Source organism: Lipingzhangella halophila, assembly GCF_014203805.1.
In the GTDB taxonomy this organism is placed as follows: domain Bacteria; phylum Actinomycetota; class Actinomycetes; order Streptosporangiales; family Streptosporangiaceae; genus Lipingzhangella; species Lipingzhangella halophila.
Genome location: NZ_JACHJT010000001.1, coordinates 142,500 through 158,037, shown reverse-complemented (window position 1 = coordinate 158,037; position 15,538 = coordinate 142,500). Strand labels below are relative to the sequence as shown.

The window sequence follows — 15,538 nt, the reverse complement described above, 5'->3', positions numbered from 1 at the left end:
CATGCCGGGAGTCATCGAGGGTGACCGTGCGGACATTCTCGGCGCTGACCATGTCCTGGCAGTCACCTTCGATGCGCCCGCCCTCGCCGCACACGCTCGGCGCACGCGCGGCACGGCGGCGACGGGGTCACGCCGCGACCATCCGCAGGCCCTGGAAGGTGAGCACCGCCCCGGCAGCGAAGAAGGCGACCGCTGCGCAGAGGCGCACCACATGCTCGGGCAGCTTCTTGCCCAGGACGGCGCCCAGCGCGATCGCGAGGCCGTCGGCGAGCACCATGCCGACCGTCGACCCGATCCATACCGGCAACCAGTGGTACTGGGTCCCTACCGCGATCGTCGCGAGCATCGTCTTGTCCCCGAGCTCGGCGATGAAGAAGACGGCGCACACCGTCATGAGGCCGGAGCTCAGCCGCCGCGACGCCGCTCGCTCCTCGTCCTTGCTGCTGAGCTCGTCACCGCGCAGCGTCCAGGCGCCGAAGAGGAGGAAGGCGAGTCCGGCTACGAGGGTGACCCAGTCGGTGGGAATCGCCAGCCCGAGGACCCCGGCGATGAGGACGCTGGCGGCGTGCACCGCGACCGTCGCCAGCGTGATGCCCACAAGGACGGTGGTAATGCGGTACCGCGTCGCCAGTGACATTGCCACGAGCTGGGTCTTGTCACCCATTTCCGCCACGAAAATGGCGGCGGCACTCGCGGCCAGGGGAATGAGAAATGCCAAGGGGTCTCCGCCCGTCGATCCTCCCGCCGGGCGGGGCGAAGGGCACGCACGACACTCCGACCCGGCAGATACCTATATCCGCTGGATCGAAGGTCTCGTCCGCCCAGAGGGGGACTCTGGGCCCGCACGACCGGGTCCGCGCCAACGCGGACCAGTATGTCGACCGCACGGTTCGGGGACTACTCCCCCTCGACGAATTCGACTTTAACAGAGAATTGGCGGGACGCAATTCATTGGAATTACCAGGAACATAAATGGCGATTCCCAATGGCGAAGTTCGGCGCGCCGAAGAACATTGTTGGGAATTCTCGGCCGCGCCTGTTCGCGAGCGCGCCGGCCGGGTCGGGGGCCGCCGGGGTTCTGGAGGGTCCGGAGGTGGGGCGTCCGCGACTGGCGGAGCCGACCGGGGCGGCACACCGGAGGTGCCCGAAGGTTCCCGGCCTCCAGGCACCCGACCCGGCGAGCTTGCGAGCCCAGAAAACACAGTCGGGTGCAGCCGGGGTTCTGGAGGGTCCGGAGGTGGGGCGTCCGCGACTGGCGGAGCCGACCGGGGCGGCACACCGGAGGTGCCCGAAGGTTCCCGGCTTCGGGGCACCCGACCCGGCGAGCGCCAGCGAGCCAAGAAAGCACTACCTAGAGCGTGGCCCCCACCAGGACCGGCTCGTTCACCAGGGTCACGCCGAACTTCTCCGCGACACCGGCGCGCACCTCGCGGGCCAGCTCCAGCAGGTCGGCTGTTGTCGCGCCGTCCGCGTTGGTCAGCGCGAGCGTGTGCTTCGAGGAGATCCGGACCGGCCCGCGGCCGTATCCCTTGCTGAACCCGGCCTTGTCGATGAGCCAGGCGGCGGAGAGCTTCACCCGCCCGGTGCCGTCCGGGTGGGCGGGCGGCTCCACATCGGGACCGAGCCGCTCCGCGACCCGCTTGCCGAACTCGGTGAACTCCTCGGGACCGAGGATCGGGTTGGTGAAGAAGGAGCCCGCGCTGCGGGTGTCGGGGTCGGCCGGGTCGAGCACCATGCCCTTCCCCTTGCGCAGCCGGAGCACGACGGCGCGCGCCTCGCTGAGTGGCACCTGGTCGCCAAGGTTCGCCCCCAGGGAGCGGGCCACCTCGGCGTAGCGGATGGGCCGGCTCAGCGGGGAACGCGTGAGCTCGAACACCACCTCGCAGACCACGTAGCGGTCGTCGCCCTTGAAGACGCTGCTGCGGTAGCTGAACCCGCACTCGGCGCCGGTCATCACCCGCCGTTCCCCGGTCTCCCGGTCGTAGACCAGAACCCGCGCGATGGTCTCGCTGACCTCCTGGCCGTAGGCACCGACGTTCTGGATGGGGGTGGAGCCGACCCGGCCGGGAATCCCGGAGAGGCACTCCAGCCCGCTGAGCCCTTCGGCTACGGCGTACTCCACAAGGGAATCCCACTCCGCGCCCGCGCTCGCGTGCAGTTGCATCCGGTCGTCGCCGGCCGGCACGCGGCGCAGCCCCTGGGAGTCGACGTGCACGACCGTGCCCGGGAATCCCGCGTCGCCGACGACGACGTTGCTTCCGCTGCCCAGCAGCAGGAGCGGCTCGCCGGCGGCGTCGGCCGCGGCGGTGGCGGCGACGAGCTCCTCGGTGTCGCGGGCGGTGACAAAGCGTCCGGCCGGACCACCGAGACCGAGAGTGGTGTAGTCGGCGAGCCGGACGTTGTCGGCGGGAGCAGTGGTCACGGTTACCTCTGGTGGGATCTTCGATGTCAGCGTGCACCGGCCGGAGCCCGGATGGCCCGATGTCCCGGAAGCGGGTTAGCCGAGCCGGACGACCACGGTGGAGCCGCCCAGCACCTTCACGCCCTTGGAACGTGCGGTGAGCGCCACCGCGACCTGGTTGTCCTCAAGTTTCTTGCGCACGACACCACTGATGACGATCTCCGCGCCGGTGTCGTCATCCGGCACCACCACGGGGGCGGAGAAGCGCACCCCGAACTCGACGATCGCGCCGGGGTCGCCGACCCAGTCCGTGATGTAGCGTCCCGCCTCGGCCATTGTGAACATGCCGTGGGCGATGACGTTCGGCAGCCCGACCGACTTCGCGACGCGCTCGTTCCAGTGGATCTCGTTGAAGTCCCCCGAAGCGCCCGCGTAGCGGACGAGGTCCAGCCGCCGGACGGGGTAGGTCTGCTCGGGCAGCTCCTGGCCCACCTCGACATCGGCGTACTTGACGGTGGCGGTCATGACCGGACTCCCATTCCGCTGCTAGTGCTCGGCGTCCTCGGCGCCACCCCGGACGACGATGGTGTTGAGCGCGGTGACGATGTGCTCTCCTCCGGGGGTACTCATCTCGCTGTCGAGCGTCATGAGCTCGTTGCCGCCCAGGGCCTTGATGTCGGAGATGCGCGTCACACAGTGGACGAGGTCGCCCGCCTCCATGGGCCGGCTGTACCGGAACCGCTGCTCGCGGTGCACCACCATCGAGAAGTCGAGGCGGAGCTCGGGGTCGACGATGGCCTGGCCGGCGCCCGCCATTCCCATGATGATGGGGAACGTGGGCGGTGCGATGACGTCGGTGTACCCGGCGGCTCTGGCCGTGGCCGCGTCGGTGTAGATCGGGTTCGCGTCCTGGATCGCCTCGGCGAACTCCCGGATCTTGCCCCGCGTCACCTCGTAAAGTTCCGGGGCCGGGTACTCCCGCCCCAGAAAGTCGCGGTTGATCGCCATCGCTCCCTCTCTCGCCGCGTGCCCGGTCGCCACCCCATAGGCGGCACCGGAGCACCACACACTAATAGCCCAGTGAGCGTGTGCCGCTCACTGGGCTCGATGCGGTGAGGTCCGGCCCATGCCCGGAACAGAACCGGGCTAGCCGGCCAGCCGGGCGCCGCCGGGGTTCCGGGGGCTCCGTAGGTGTGAGAGCGAGGAACGATCGACCACACCGCAGGATCCGAAGGTTCCCGGCTATCAGGCGCCCGACCCGGCGAGCGCAAGACAAACACTGACTAGCGGGTCTCGCGGTGCTCGGAGTGCGTCCGGCAGTTGGGGCAGAACTTCTTCAGCGTAAGGCGGTCGGGGTTGTTCCGACGGTTCTTACGCGTGATGTAGTTGCGGTGCTTGCACTCCTGGCACGCCAGGGTGATCTTCGGCCTCACATCTGTGACAGCCACGGCGGAGTGCCTTTCTGCTGGAAGACTCGGACACTACAAGAGACCCGCGTGGAACCCTGGAGTACAGAGAACCCACGCAGGCGGTAGCGGGGGCCGGACTTGAACCGACGACACAGCGATTATGAGCCGCTTGCTCTACCGACTGAGCTACCCCGCCTTGCTCCGGGGATTCCGAGGAACCCCCGCGAAGAGGATACCGGATACCCGGTCCAACCGACGGACAGGACGTCCGCTGGTCGCCCACCTGAGTGAACCGGAACCTTCACGAACCTCATCAAGTGGCGGAGCCCCTTTACGGATTCGAACCGTAGACCTTCTCCTTACCATGGAGACGCTCTGCCGACTGAGCTAAAGGGGCACGCTCTCAGGGGTCCCCTTTGGGGGTTCCGCCCTCTGCGTTGGTCATGACTATACAGGTCCTGCGGGGTACTCGTGCAAATCGAAATCCCGCCGCACCCCGGCGCCGCGCGCGGAGCCCGCGGCCGCACGGCGCCGGCCGCTAGTACCCGTAGTCGGCCACCTGCACGTTGGACATGGCGTCGCGCTGGATGGCGCGGATCGTCGCGGGCAGCCCGAGACGGCGCAGCGCATCGGGCAGCCGGGTGTCGTGCGTGAAGACGATGATCTGCCGGTGCCGTCCCACCTCGGCGAGCACACTGGCCAGGCCCTCGACGGTCTCGGTGTCCATGGCCTGCACAGGGTCGTCGATCACCAGGAAACCGAACGGGTTGCCGGAGACCATCGTGCGCGGCAGGCAGATGGACAGCGCCAGCGCCTGGAACTCGCCCTGGCTGAGCAGCCCGGGCGAGTTCGCGTCACCCTCCGCACCGTCGACCGTGACGTCCACCGCGACCCGCCGCTGCGTGCCCCGCCCGACCAGGCGCAGCGCTTCGAGGTCGATACGGCGCTCCTGGCGCAGCAGATGCCAGACCTGTTCGGCGTACGCCGCGAGCGGACTCAGCCGGCTGGCGCGGATCTCCCGGGCCTGCTCGGTGAGCCACCACAGCGCCTGCTCGGCCGGACGCAGCGCCTCGGCGGCGCGCATCGACGCGCGGGCGTCGTCGACCCACTCCGAGAGCTGCTCGGCCAGGTCCCCCCACCCGTCGGTGGGATCCTCAAGGCGGGCCCCCGCCTCCTTGCGCGCGGCGACCGCCGTCGAGCGCAGCCTGCGCCCCACATTCTCGATGTGGTCGGCCAACTCACCCAGGTCGGTGAGGTGCGTCCCGGCCTCCCACTGCGCCCACACCTGGCCCAGCTCACTGTCCGGAGGCAACCAGGACGGCATCGGGGCCATGAGGAACCGGGCCTGGTCGCGCGCGGCCTCGGCACGCTCATAGGCAGCGGAGGCTGTCGCGGCCACGGGCTCCAGAGCGGCGATCTGCGCCTTGGCCTTCGCCGCCCATCCCGGACCGAACGCCTGGTTCGCGCCGCAGGTCGGGCAGTCGGTTTCGGTCGGGTGCCGTTGCTGGTGCTCCGTCGCCTGGCGGAGCAGGTCCACGATGCCCCGGGCGCGGTCCCCCTTGGTGCCCGCTGTCATGGCGAGCTCCATAGCAGCGCCGCGCAGCTCGTTGACCACATCGGTGAGCACGGAGCGCTCGGGCACGGCGAGGCGCCGCAGCCGGCGCAGTACCACCTGGCGCTCGGGATCGGCCGGCCCGGTGTCGCTCGCGATGCTGGCGAGCTGCTCGAGATCGATGGACGTGGCGGTCAGCAGCTCCACGGCGCGTGTGGCGCGCGGGTCCCCACTCTCGCGCAGCCGGTCGACGAGCTGTCCCAGGATGCGATTGGGGCGGTCGCGCTGCTTGGCCAACTTGTCGCAGGTCCGGGCCAGGCGGCGTTCGGCATCGGCGAGGTCTGTAAGCCCCAGGATCGTGGTGATCGTGTCGTAGAGCTCGGCCGCGCGGCCGGTGATGGTACGGCCCAGCTCGTCGTAGGACAGGAACGGGCGGTAGCGGACCAGCTCGTCGTCCCAGCCCAGCCCGCGCAGGGTGGTGGTCCCGCCGCCGGGCCACTCGACCGAGCCCCGCGCCGAGCGCACACTGTCGCCGGCCCAGGTACGCGTGACCCGGGTCGGGACGGCGTCGCCGGAGAGCATCAGGTCGAGCGTGACCTCGGTGCGCTCGTCGTAGTGCAGGTTGCGCCAGCCGTCGCGCCACGCGGTGGGCATGGCGTCCCACCGGAGGTTGCGCCCGGTGAGGGCGGCCTCGGCGGCCTCGGCGAAGCTGGACTTCCCCGAGCCGTTGCGCCCGACGATGACGGTCAGACCGGGGGCCGGCGGGAACTCCAGCGCGGTCGGCCGGCCGATACCGCGGAAACCCTGGACCTCGATCCGGCTCAGATAGCTGTACCGCACCTGGCCCTGGGGGGCCTCCTGCGCCCGCACCGGTTCCGGCACCGGCGGAGGCTCGCCTTGCGCACAGGCGGCGAGGGCGTTGTCCCCGTCCTCGTGCAGCGCGGCCGCGACCCACTGCCGGGCAAGCGGGTCGATTGGCGAGCTCGCGAGCCGTGCCAGGACGGCCTCAGACGCCCCGCCTCCACCGTCGTCCGGTGGCCGCGGTTCGCCGGTGAATGCCTGATGGCTCGTTGTCACCGTCGTCACCACACCCAGCTCCATCTCTCAACCTTGCTCCAGCAGACTAGGACAGGTGGGACGAAAGCAGTAGGCCGAGCCGGGGCCTCGCGGCCGAGCGAACCGCAGAATCACCGCGAACCTGCAGGTAAACGCATTATCAATCGCATTGGCGGCCACAAGGAGGTGGCGGGCCGGAAGCGCCCGGGGAGCCGCGAATCGTGTCTGAGATCACACACCCGCGGGATCCGGCGTCCGCGTGCGTTGCGCCGAGCGGAGACCATGACGTCGCGCGGGGGCGCTTGGCGCGGTGCGAGCGGAGCGTCCCACCATCAGGTGCGGCGCCGAACACGCCGGAGCGGCCCCACTCCGCTCACCCGGGCATCGGCGAGAACCGCGCCCTGGCACGCGCCGGCGTCAGACCCCCACGAGGCGTCGCCGGTGGCCGTCCCAGGTGAAGTGCAGGGTGGCGATGCCGGGTACAGCGGGGTCGCGCAGGCACTCGTAGATATGCAGGCTGGGCACGCTGGGGAAGCATCCCCAGACCCGCTCCGAGGTAAGGACGAAGTCCAGGTCCAGCTCGATCAGCAATCCCAGCAGCCGGCCGTGGGTGGGCTCGTCCACCTTCGCGAACGCGTCGTCCAGCAGGATGAGCCGCGGCGCGTGCTTCGCGTGCGCGGCCAGCGAGTCGAACTGCGCGGCCGCCGCCGCGAAGAGCACCAGGTAGGCGACCACCCGCTGCTCGCCCTGGCTGAGTGCGGTCCGGTGGCCCAGCTTGCGTTCGCTTTCGGGGTTCGCGGAGTCGGTCACGTAGACGGTGAACGCGAACCACGACCGGTAGTCCAGAGCGGCCCGCAACCGGGAGCCACCGGTGGCCGAGGGGTCGAGCCGGCGGATCGCCTCGATGCAGCGGCGCAGCGCGTCGCGAAGCTGGGTGGTCTCGAGCCGGGTCCGTTGCTCCGCGGGACGCTCCAGCAGCGGCACCACCGCGTGGATGTCCTCGTCGGCGTCGGGCGCCAGCTGCCAGTCCATCCGCACCCCGAGCCCTTGGGAGGTGGTCACGCTGGCCAGGACGTCGTTCATGTTGGCGATGAGCGCCCGCGCGTCGTCGATCTGGCGCGCGAGGTGGCCGGCGAGCTCGCCGAGCAGGTGGCGTTCGAACGCCTCCTCCTCGCACATCAGCGCCGCCTCCTCGGCGCGTGCGATGGCCTCGTCGAGGCGGTCGGCGTACTCGGCGATGTCGCGCGAGCCGTCGTCGTCGTGCACGGTCAGCCGTTTGATCCCGTTCGGCTCGGTGAGTTCGGTGCGGGCGCCGATGGAGCTGCGGCGCGGTGCCCGGCCGTCGGCGGCCGTGTCGGTCCCGGTGAGCAGCCGGTGTAGTTCCTCGCGCCGGCGCAGGATGCCGCTGTCGTCGACCTCGGCCGCCTTCTCGGGGGGTTCGAGGCCGCCCTCAAGGGCGGTGACCAGGGTTTCGAGCGCGCTCACCCGGTCGGCGAGCGCGTCGTCACCGGTGGCCGGGTCCGCATCGCCGCCGGTTTCGGTGGCGGCCGACCCCTCCTCGTCGGCCCAGACTCCGGTGAGCCCGGTGAGCCCGGCCGCCGCGAGCAGGGCGGAGTCGGCTTCGCCGTCCGCGTCGCCCAGCATCTCGCGCAGCGCCGCCCCGGCGGCCAGAGTGCGCCTGGCCTGTTCGGCGCGCTCGAACACGGCCGCGTCCAGCCGGGTCTCGGCGGCGACACGGTCGTCGCGGGCCTGCTGCGCGGCGCGCTCTGCCTCGGGGAGCTGGCCTCCCGCCTGGTCCATTCGCCCGCGGACCTCGCCCACGGCACTCTCGATCTGGTCCGGCGCGGCGGCGCGGGCGCGGTCGGTCAGCTCGATCCGCCGGCGCACGGTGATCATGTCGCTGATCGCGGACGTCCGCGCGTCCTCGGCGATGATCCGGTCGGAGCGAGCGCGCTCCCACTCCTCGACGTGCCGCTGGTACTCGGCGAGCAGCACCGCGAGCGCTTCGAGGTCCTGCTGCGCGGCACCGACCCGCACCCGCAGTGCCTCCAGCGCGGTGACGGTGTCAGCGAGAGCGGCACCCGCGGTGGGAAGGGCGGTCGCGCCGGCCTCGGAGGCACGCTCGCGCAACCGCGAACGCAGGTCCAGGACGGTCGAGCGGGCAGTCGCGGCCTCGTCCCGTGCGGCGGAGTGCGCACGCCTGGCGTCGGCCAGCCAGGAACGCGCGTTGTCGAGGGCGGCCCAGGCGCCGACAAGGTCGCGTCCGTCGGGCACGGCGCGGGAGATGTCGATGAGGGCGGCGTACCGTGTCTCGATGTCACCGCGGCGTTCCCCGGCCTCGGCGAGCAGCGCCTCGGCGATGGCGATCCGCCGGTCGACGTTGGCGAGCTGGCGGTCGCGCGCCTCGGCGCGGGCCTGCTCGCCGATGTACTCGGGGGCGGACTTGTGGTGGGCGCCACTGGCCACGCCAAGCCGCCACCGCCCGTCAAGGGCCACCGCGCTGGAGGCCGCGTTGGAGCCGAGGCGCCGGTGCCGCGCCTCGGGCTCACCCTCGCCCGCCGCGGGGAGCAGCGCCACCGAGGCGAGCAGAGCGGCGACGGTGCGGTCCGCGACCCCGGAGGCGGGGTCGCAGACGGGGGTGAGCACGTCGAGCAGGGTGCGGCCGGTGGCCTGGCGGCCGGCGGTCAACATCAGGTCGCCCGTTGTGGGGTCAACGACTGTCCCGTCGGCGGCGATCCATCCGGAGAGGAGCCCGCTCGCCTCCAGTGCGGCCTCCAGCCCGGCGCACTCGTCCGGGGTGAGCGATTCCACGAAGTCCACGGTGCGGTAAAGGGGGATTCCCGCGGCCTCCTCGCGGTCGGCCGTCGCCCACGCTGGGGGCGGGGCCGCGACGTGCCCCGGGGTGCCGGCCTTGCGGTCGGAGAGCTCGTCCAGTTCCGTGACGAGTTCGCGTTCCTCCCCGACCGCGGTGTCGCGGCGCCCTCGCAGGTCCCGCAGCAGCGGGTCCACGATCTCGTGGGCGGCGCGCGCCACCTTCTCCGGAACATCGGGGTCGAGCACCCGCATGGCCTCGTCGAGGGGCAGCTCGACCTGTTCCTCCAGGCGGGCCAGGGGGTCACTCAGATCGCTATCGGGCACGGACTCCCGCAGGGTGGTGCCCCATTCGCGCACCTGGGTCGCATACTCGGCGCTGGCGGCTCGGACCCGCTCGATCGCCGCCCGTTCTCTCTCGTGCGCGCGTTCCAGGACGGCGTCGGCCGACTCCTCCTCTCCGGTCAGTGCCTCCTCGCGGCGTTCGGCGGCCGCGAGATCGGCGGCAAGGTCGCGCAGGGCGGTGGCCGCCCCCGCGCGTTCGACCGCGTGGCTGTCGGCCGCGGTCATCCGGTCATGCAACTCGGCGAGCCCCCGGCGGAGGTCGGCGAGGTCGATTCCGGATACCGGCTCGCGCTCGACCGCCCGCTCCACTCCTTCGAGGTCGACCTGGGAGACGCTCTCGCGCGGCGCGAGCGTGGTGCTGACCGGACGCGGAATCTGGCCGAGCTGCAGCGACCCCAAACCGCCTTCGCGTGCGCACTCGACCACTTGGGTGTGCAGGCGCTGCAGCTCGGAGAGCGCGCGCTCGATCGCCCCGATGTCGGCGGCGAGCCGCTGCCGGGCCTGCTCCTCGGTGGTCACGGCGAAGCCGGCGGCGGCCCAGGACGCCTCGGCGGCGCGAACGTAGGCGGTGACGGCGGCGTAGCGCGCCTCGTGCACCTCGTCCGAGGCCACGGGAGGCACCGCGCCCGCGGTGTTGAGGGTCGCGGCGTCGGAGGCCGCAGTGTCGCGGGTGCGCCGGAGCCGGTCGCGCTCCTCCTGCGCCGCGCTCTCGCTCGCGACGAGCTGGTCGAGCTCGGCACGCAGGCGCTCGACCTCGGCATCGCGGCGCTGGTAGGCGGTGACCTGCTCGCGCACGGACCGGACCTGGCCGTGCAGGGCACCGTGCAGGTAGCCGCGGTAGTCGGTGAGGAACGCCCCCACCTCCTCGCGGGCCGCGCGCAGCGTCGCCAGCCGCTCGCGGGCCTCCTCCAGATCGGAGATGTTGCGCGCTACCTCGTCGATGATGCTCTCGTCCATCGGTGGCAGCGCCTCGGCCAGCACCGAGACGAGCTCGCCCGCCTCCAGGCGCTCCCCGATGGTGGGGCGGCGCAACCGGTAGAGCAGGTGGACCAAGTTGCGGTAGCGCACCGGGTCGTCGATTCCGAAGAGGTCGCGCATCACCCTGGCGCGGTAGGGGACGGCGGAGTCGAAGCAGTTGTCGGTGCCGACCTCGGTGCGCAGCCGCTCTACGGGAAGGGGGCGGCCGTCGGTGACCAGCTCAAGGTCCGTGCCGACGGAGCGGTCGGTGACGAAGAACACGCTGCGGGCGTCAGTGCTGGCGGAGGCGGTGATGGCGGCGCCGAGAGTGATCCAGCGCGCGTCACCGTCATCCTCGCCCAGGGCGAACTCGACCCACAGGTAGCCGAGCGTCGAGGTCTCCTCGCCGGTGTCGTCGTCCTCGGGGTCCTCGGGGTCCTCGTCCTCGTCCGGTTCGGCGGCCCGGCCGCCCAGCAGCAGCCAACGCAGGCTGGTCCGACCGGTGCCCGTCGTGTCGAGGCGGCGCGCGTCGCCGTCGAGCAGGAACGGCAGCAGCATCTCCAGCGCCTTGGATTTGCCTGCGCCATTGCGGCCGCGCAGCAGCAGCCGGCCGTCGGCGAACTGGAAGGTGTGGTCGTCGTACTGCCAGACGTTGCAGATGCCCGCCCGGTTGAGCTGGTAACGCTGGACGCGGGCGGCGGCGGGCAGCGTCGTCACGGGCTCACCAGCGTCGCTCATCGGCCGGCCTCCGCTGCGTGGACTTCGTTGCCGCTCCGGCGGGGGTTCGCCCGCGGGCGGTGCTGACATTGTCCCGGATCCGCGCCAGTGTCCCGGGCTTGGCCAGCACGCCGGCCGGCGGCGAGGCACCCACCCGGAAAGTCCGGGCCGTCACACTCCCTCGCCCCCTCCGGCAGGGGCCTCACTGGAATGGTACGGGCGACCGCAGTAACGGGCTGCCGCCGCGAGCACACTCCACCCCTCGAACCGGGGGCCCTCGGAGTCGAAGCGCCGCATGAGGCCGGCGTCCCGCAGCAGGTCAAGAACCCGGGAGGCGAGGTGGTCGGGGTCGGGGATGTGGCTGAGCGCGGTGCGGGCCCACCGGCGCTGGAGGTCGGATGCGGGGTCGAGAAGCGCCGTGATCTCGGACTTGAGGAGTTCCGCGGGAACGGGCACCGCCCGCGCGGGGACGTCGTTCGCGGGGAGCCGGGTGATGATCCTCTCCATGAGCAGCAACGCGGCCTGCCCGGCGGGTTCGGAGCTGGGGAAGACACTGAGCCCCTCGTCGTCCTCGGCGTCGTCGGGCATGACCAGGGCAACGCCCTCGGCTCGGATCTCGGCGTCGCAGCCGAGCAGCGCGCCCAGCTCGGCGACAGCGCGCCACTGGTGGCGGCCGAGCCGCTCGCGCTGCCGCTCGGAGAGGTCGTCGCGGTACACGACGGCGGTTTCGGCGATCAGGCGGCGCAACGCGACCTCCGCGGCGGCGTCGCCGCTCGGCTCGTCCGCCTCCATTGCCGTGAGGAACTCGCGCGGGTCAGAGGTGGCGTGCGGGGGGTGCGCGACAACGTGCCGGACGGCATCGGCGCGCACCTCCAGTTCCGCGGTCCCGATTCCCCCTTCGGCGTCCGCGGCCAGCGCGTCGCCGGGCGCGTTCACCGCACCCAGCTCGACGAGGTGGCGCACCGCCGCCAGGAACGCGCGGCGCTCGCTCATCCGACCGGTGGGGTCGAGGTCCAGGCCGGCCTCGGAGGCTGCCTCGCGCACGCCCGCGGCGAGCCGGTCCATCGCAAGCGTGGGCGCCGAGTCGAGCAGGGTCGCCAGGCACAGCGCCAGGTAGCTGTAGGTCCGCGGCGAGAACGAGGCGCCGGTTGGGCGGAGGAGGGGCCGCGTGACGGACCGCACCAGCCCTGCCTTGGCCAGCCGGGCGTGCTCGGCCGCGACCGTCAGCTCGTAGCCGAGGACCCGGTCGAACTGCTGGATGAGCCACTCCGAGTGGGCGCGGATAACGGCGAAGTCCTCGGGGTGGGTGCGTGCGGTCACGATGGGGTTGGCGAGTAGCCGCCGGGCGGCCGCCTGGCGCTCGCCGGCGAGCGCGACGTCCTCACTGGACGCCATACGTGTCACCCCCTACGCGGTTGGGGTCGCCGGAGTGGTCGCCGACGGGCCCCTTGGTGGCAGTGCGTAGCGACGCGCCTGGTCACGCCGGGCGCACCGGATCGGCGAGGAGATCGACCGGTTGGCCGCTCACGCTCTCCCCGGAGGCCAGCGCGCCGACCTCGTCGGACGGCTCGGTGCTGTCTCCCGCGGGGTAGCTGGTGGCCTGCAACCGGAGCCCGTCGATGCTGAGGTCGCCGCCGGCGCCCCGCAGCACGATCGACGCCCCCGCGACGCGGGTGACGTGCAGCCGGATATCGAGTTCCAGATCGCCGGCCGAAACGGCGCCGCGGGCGGAGTCGCCCGAGCCAAGCGCGGCCGTGAGCAGGTCCATGAGTACCCCAAGGGCAGGAGGAGTCAGGTGCAGCCGGGAGTCGTCCCCGGTGGGGTCCGCGAGGAGTCGGCGGACCTCTCGGGCGGCGGAACGGCGCCAGTGCGCGGAGGACTCGGCCTCGTCGCGCAGCCGCGCCCGTTGCTCACTGTGGTCGTGCACCGGGGCGACTGGCGACGCTCCGGCCAGCTTAGCGGCCGCGGTGTCCGCGAGGGGGGCATTCCACCAGCTCGTGGCGGGTGCGACCGGCGCGGCGGCCTGGCCGCCCAGATGCCGTGCCCGGTAGGTGGCGAACGCCGCGGTGTAGATGTCGTGCGCCGTCTCGGCGTCGGCCCCCTCGAACCAGCACGCGAGGCGGAGCAGGCTGGCGCGGCCGCGCCGGGACACGGGCCGTCCCGCACCGTCGCCGGGGGCGGAAGGCGCCTTCCTCGCTGAGTCACTCACAACTCTGCAGACTAAAGACCCCCGGCGACCTACCGCGCCCCAGAAGACCACCAGCAGGGCTCACGAGCCCCCAACACCTGGCCACTGACCTGCCCGTTCGCGCTCTCCGTAAATTCTTCGCGCTTCGGGACCCATCGCGCGCCGGCGCGGCACCCGCTTCACACGCATCCCCCGCCGCGCGGCGGGGGATGCGTGTGCCTGGTGCGGACAGGCGGGAACAGCACGATCCCCGGCACTCCCGCTCCGCAGGGGAATGCCGGGGACGTCCGGCCGGACGATCGCCTGGTTTCCCAGGTGCTACTTGTCGATGTTGGCCTGCTGCGGACCGTTGACGCAGTCCTCGGCCTCAGAGTTGTTCGCCGCGATGAGAACGGCGACGTTGGTGTTGCACAGCTGAACGGGAATCAGCTGGTGGTTCTCGTTGGACTGGTTGGTGTGCTCAGTGTGGTCGCCGCGGTCGCCGTGGTCGCCGTGGTCGCCCGCCTGGGCCGGGGCCGCCATCAGCACAGCCCCCAGCGCGGCACCAACAACAGCCCCCGCGACTCCGAACTTACGGAACATGAATGCCTTCTTTCTTGTCGCTACTTGTCGATGTTGGCCTGCTGCGGACCGTTGACGCAGTCCCCGGCCTCAGAGTTGTTCACACCGAGAATGGCGATGTTGGTGTTGCAGAGCTGGATCGGGACCAGCTGGTGGTTCTCGCTCGACTGGTTGGTGTGCTCAGTGTGGTCGCCGTGGTCGCCCGCCTGGGCCGGGGCCGCCATCAGCACAGCCCCCAGCGCGGCACCAACAACAGCCCCCGCGACTCCGAACTTGCGGAACATGAATGCCTTCTTTCTTGTCGCTACTTCTCGATGTTGGCCTGCTGCGGACCGTTGACGCAGTCCTCGGCCTCAGAGTTGTTCGCCGCGATGAGAACGGCGACGTTGGTGTTGCACAGCTGAACGGGAATCAGCTGGTGGTTCTCGTTGGACTGGTTGGTGTGCTCAGTGTGGTCGCCGCGGTCGCCGTGGTCGCCGTGGTCGCCCGCCTGGGCCGGGGCCGCCATCAGCACAGCCCCCAGCGCGGCACCAGCCACAACCCCGGCGGTGGTCAGCTTCTTGATCATAATTCCCCCGAAACATTCAAGCGAGACGATCGAAAAAGACGCAAAGGAGCGCCCTTGATGCGGTGGACTTTGGCAATCATCGACGAAGCCGCAGCTTTTTGTCAACGCCAAAATAGACGAAGCCAATATGTCCGTTTCGCCAAGACAGCCACATTTACCCCAGAAATTCATGAATGGCGAACAGAAAGTTACCGAACCTAGTCACCTATTTGCCGCGTTGTTGGTTGGCCACCTAGCCCGGCAAATCCGGATTTGACGAGGCGGCGGCGTGTCGCAAACCCCGCACGGGAAGGCTCGGCGGTTGCCGGGAAAGCCGGCGGAACCGGCGCGGCCGCGGTGGAGCGCGGTACGTGTTCGGCACCAGCCGGGCACGCCACACCCATCCGGTTGCGGACATACGCGATCCGGCGCGTTGTCTCCCGGTCCTTTCGGGAACCCGCGCCGTAGCGTGCCGGGCTCAGTGCGGAGCACGTCAGCAGGGCCTCCAGGAACCCGAGGCCGCTTTCGCCGCCCTGTGCGCCGTCGCGGCACGCAGCGCCCCCTCAGACGCGGAGCCGCCGGCCCCCCGCCGCGGGATTCTCATCCCGAGCGCCCTCAAAGGCAACAGAGACCCGGGGGAACCCGGAGAACTTCGGCACGTATCCGACACAGACAGCGGGATGCCGCCGGTCCACGTTGCACCCAGCCGGACCAACAAAAACGCCCCCTGACCGCGCTCGCGCTGGTCAGGGGGCGTTCCCCTAGAGTGGCAGGTCAAGGATTCGAACCTTGGAAGGCTGAGCCGGCGGTTTTACAGACCGCTCCCTTTGGCCGCTCGGGCAACCTGCCTGGAGTGCGCGGCTCTGCGGCCGCGACGCGTGAATGATCATAGCGGACATGGGCAGCGGAGACGAAATCGATTCCGTGCCCCGGCCTCACCGGGTCGCGTCGAGCGTCCTCCAAGGGCCAATGGGACTAAGCTCGAAGCTTGCCG

At 71.0% G+C, this 15,538-nt stretch carries 12 protein-coding genes and 3 tRNA genes; all 15 read right to left on the bottom strand.

Features of this window, described 5'->3' with window-relative positions; genetic code table 11:
• Positions 1-127 precede the first annotated feature (127 nt).
• Entirely contained in the window at positions 128-718 is a 591-nt protein-coding gene (locus tag F4561_RS00775) for a TMEM165/GDT1 family protein (protein ID WP_281384002.1), read from the bottom strand.
• 633 nt (positions 719-1,351) lie between these two features.
• Positions 1,352-2,422, bottom strand: coding sequence for a UDP-N-acetylmuramate dehydrogenase (locus F4561_RS00770; RefSeq protein ID WP_184573727.1), 1,071 nt, complete (start codon positions 2,420-2,422; stop codon positions 1,352-1,354).
• A gap of 75 nt (positions 2,423-2,497) precedes the next feature.
• The gene (locus F4561_RS00765) at positions 2,498-2,926 is read right to left on the bottom strand and encodes a MaoC family dehydratase (protein WP_184573725.1); all 429 of its coding nucleotides are present in this window, start codon (positions 2,924-2,926) and stop codon (positions 2,498-2,500) included.
• Positions 2,927-2,947: 21 nt separating this feature from the next.
• Positions 2,948-3,409: a MaoC family dehydratase N-terminal domain-containing protein gene (locus tag F4561_RS00760; protein WP_184573723.1), complete on the bottom strand. Its 462-nt coding sequence runs from the start codon at positions 3,407-3,409 to the stop codon at positions 2,948-2,950.
• A gap of 275 nt (positions 3,410-3,684) precedes the next feature.
• Positions 3,685-3,849: a 50S ribosomal protein L33 gene (rpmG, locus tag F4561_RS00755; RefSeq protein ID WP_184573721.1), complete on the bottom strand. Its 165-nt coding sequence runs from the start codon at positions 3,847-3,849 to the stop codon at positions 3,685-3,687.
• Between the two features lie 84 nt (positions 3,850-3,933).
• Positions 3,934-4,006, bottom strand: a tRNA-Met gene (locus F4561_RS00750).
• A 128-nt stretch (positions 4,007-4,134) separates the two neighbouring features.
• Positions 4,135-4,207: transfer RNA gene (locus F4561_RS00745), tRNA-Thr, on the bottom strand.
• Between the two features lie 141 nt (positions 4,208-4,348).
• Complete coding sequence (locus tag F4561_RS00740) at positions 4,349-6,463, bottom strand: AAA family ATPase (protein WP_184573719.1); 2,115 nt, start codon at positions 6,461-6,463, stop codon at positions 4,349-4,351.
• 372 nt (positions 6,464-6,835) lie between these two features.
• Entirely contained in the window at positions 6,836-11,269 is a 4,434-nt protein-coding gene (locus F4561_RS00735) for a TIGR02680 family protein (RefSeq protein WP_184573717.1), read from the bottom strand.
• Positions 11,270-11,419: 150 nt separating this feature from the next.
• On the bottom strand, positions 11,420-12,643 hold the full coding sequence (locus tag F4561_RS00730) for a TIGR02678 family protein (protein WP_184573715.1): 1,224 nt from the start codon (positions 12,641-12,643) through the stop codon (positions 11,420-11,422).
• Positions 12,644-12,725: 82 nt separating this feature from the next.
• Positions 12,726-13,457, bottom strand: coding sequence for a DUF2397 family protein (locus F4561_RS00725; protein WP_184573713.1), 732 nt, complete (start codon positions 13,455-13,457; stop codon positions 12,726-12,728).
• A gap of 297 nt (positions 13,458-13,754) precedes the next feature.
• Positions 13,755-14,018, bottom strand: coding sequence for a cousin-of-CoaP protein (locus tag F4561_RS00720; RefSeq protein ID WP_184573711.1), 264 nt, complete (start codon positions 14,016-14,018; stop codon positions 13,755-13,757).
• A gap of 20 nt (positions 14,019-14,038) precedes the next feature.
• Positions 14,039-14,281, bottom strand: a complete 243-nt coding sequence (locus F4561_RS00715) for a cousin-of-CoaP protein (protein ID WP_184573709.1) — start codon at positions 14,279-14,281, stop codon at positions 14,039-14,041.
• A 20-nt stretch (positions 14,282-14,301) separates the two neighbouring features.
• Positions 14,302-14,565 (bottom strand): cousin-of-CoaP protein, encoded by a 264-nt coding sequence (locus F4561_RS00710; RefSeq protein WP_221445318.1) that lies wholly within the window; start codon positions 14,563-14,565, stop codon positions 14,302-14,304.
• A gap of 746 nt (positions 14,566-15,311) precedes the next feature.
• A tRNA-Tyr gene (locus tag F4561_RS00705) sits at positions 15,312-15,393 on the bottom strand.
• Positions 15,394-15,538 lie beyond the last annotated feature (145 nt).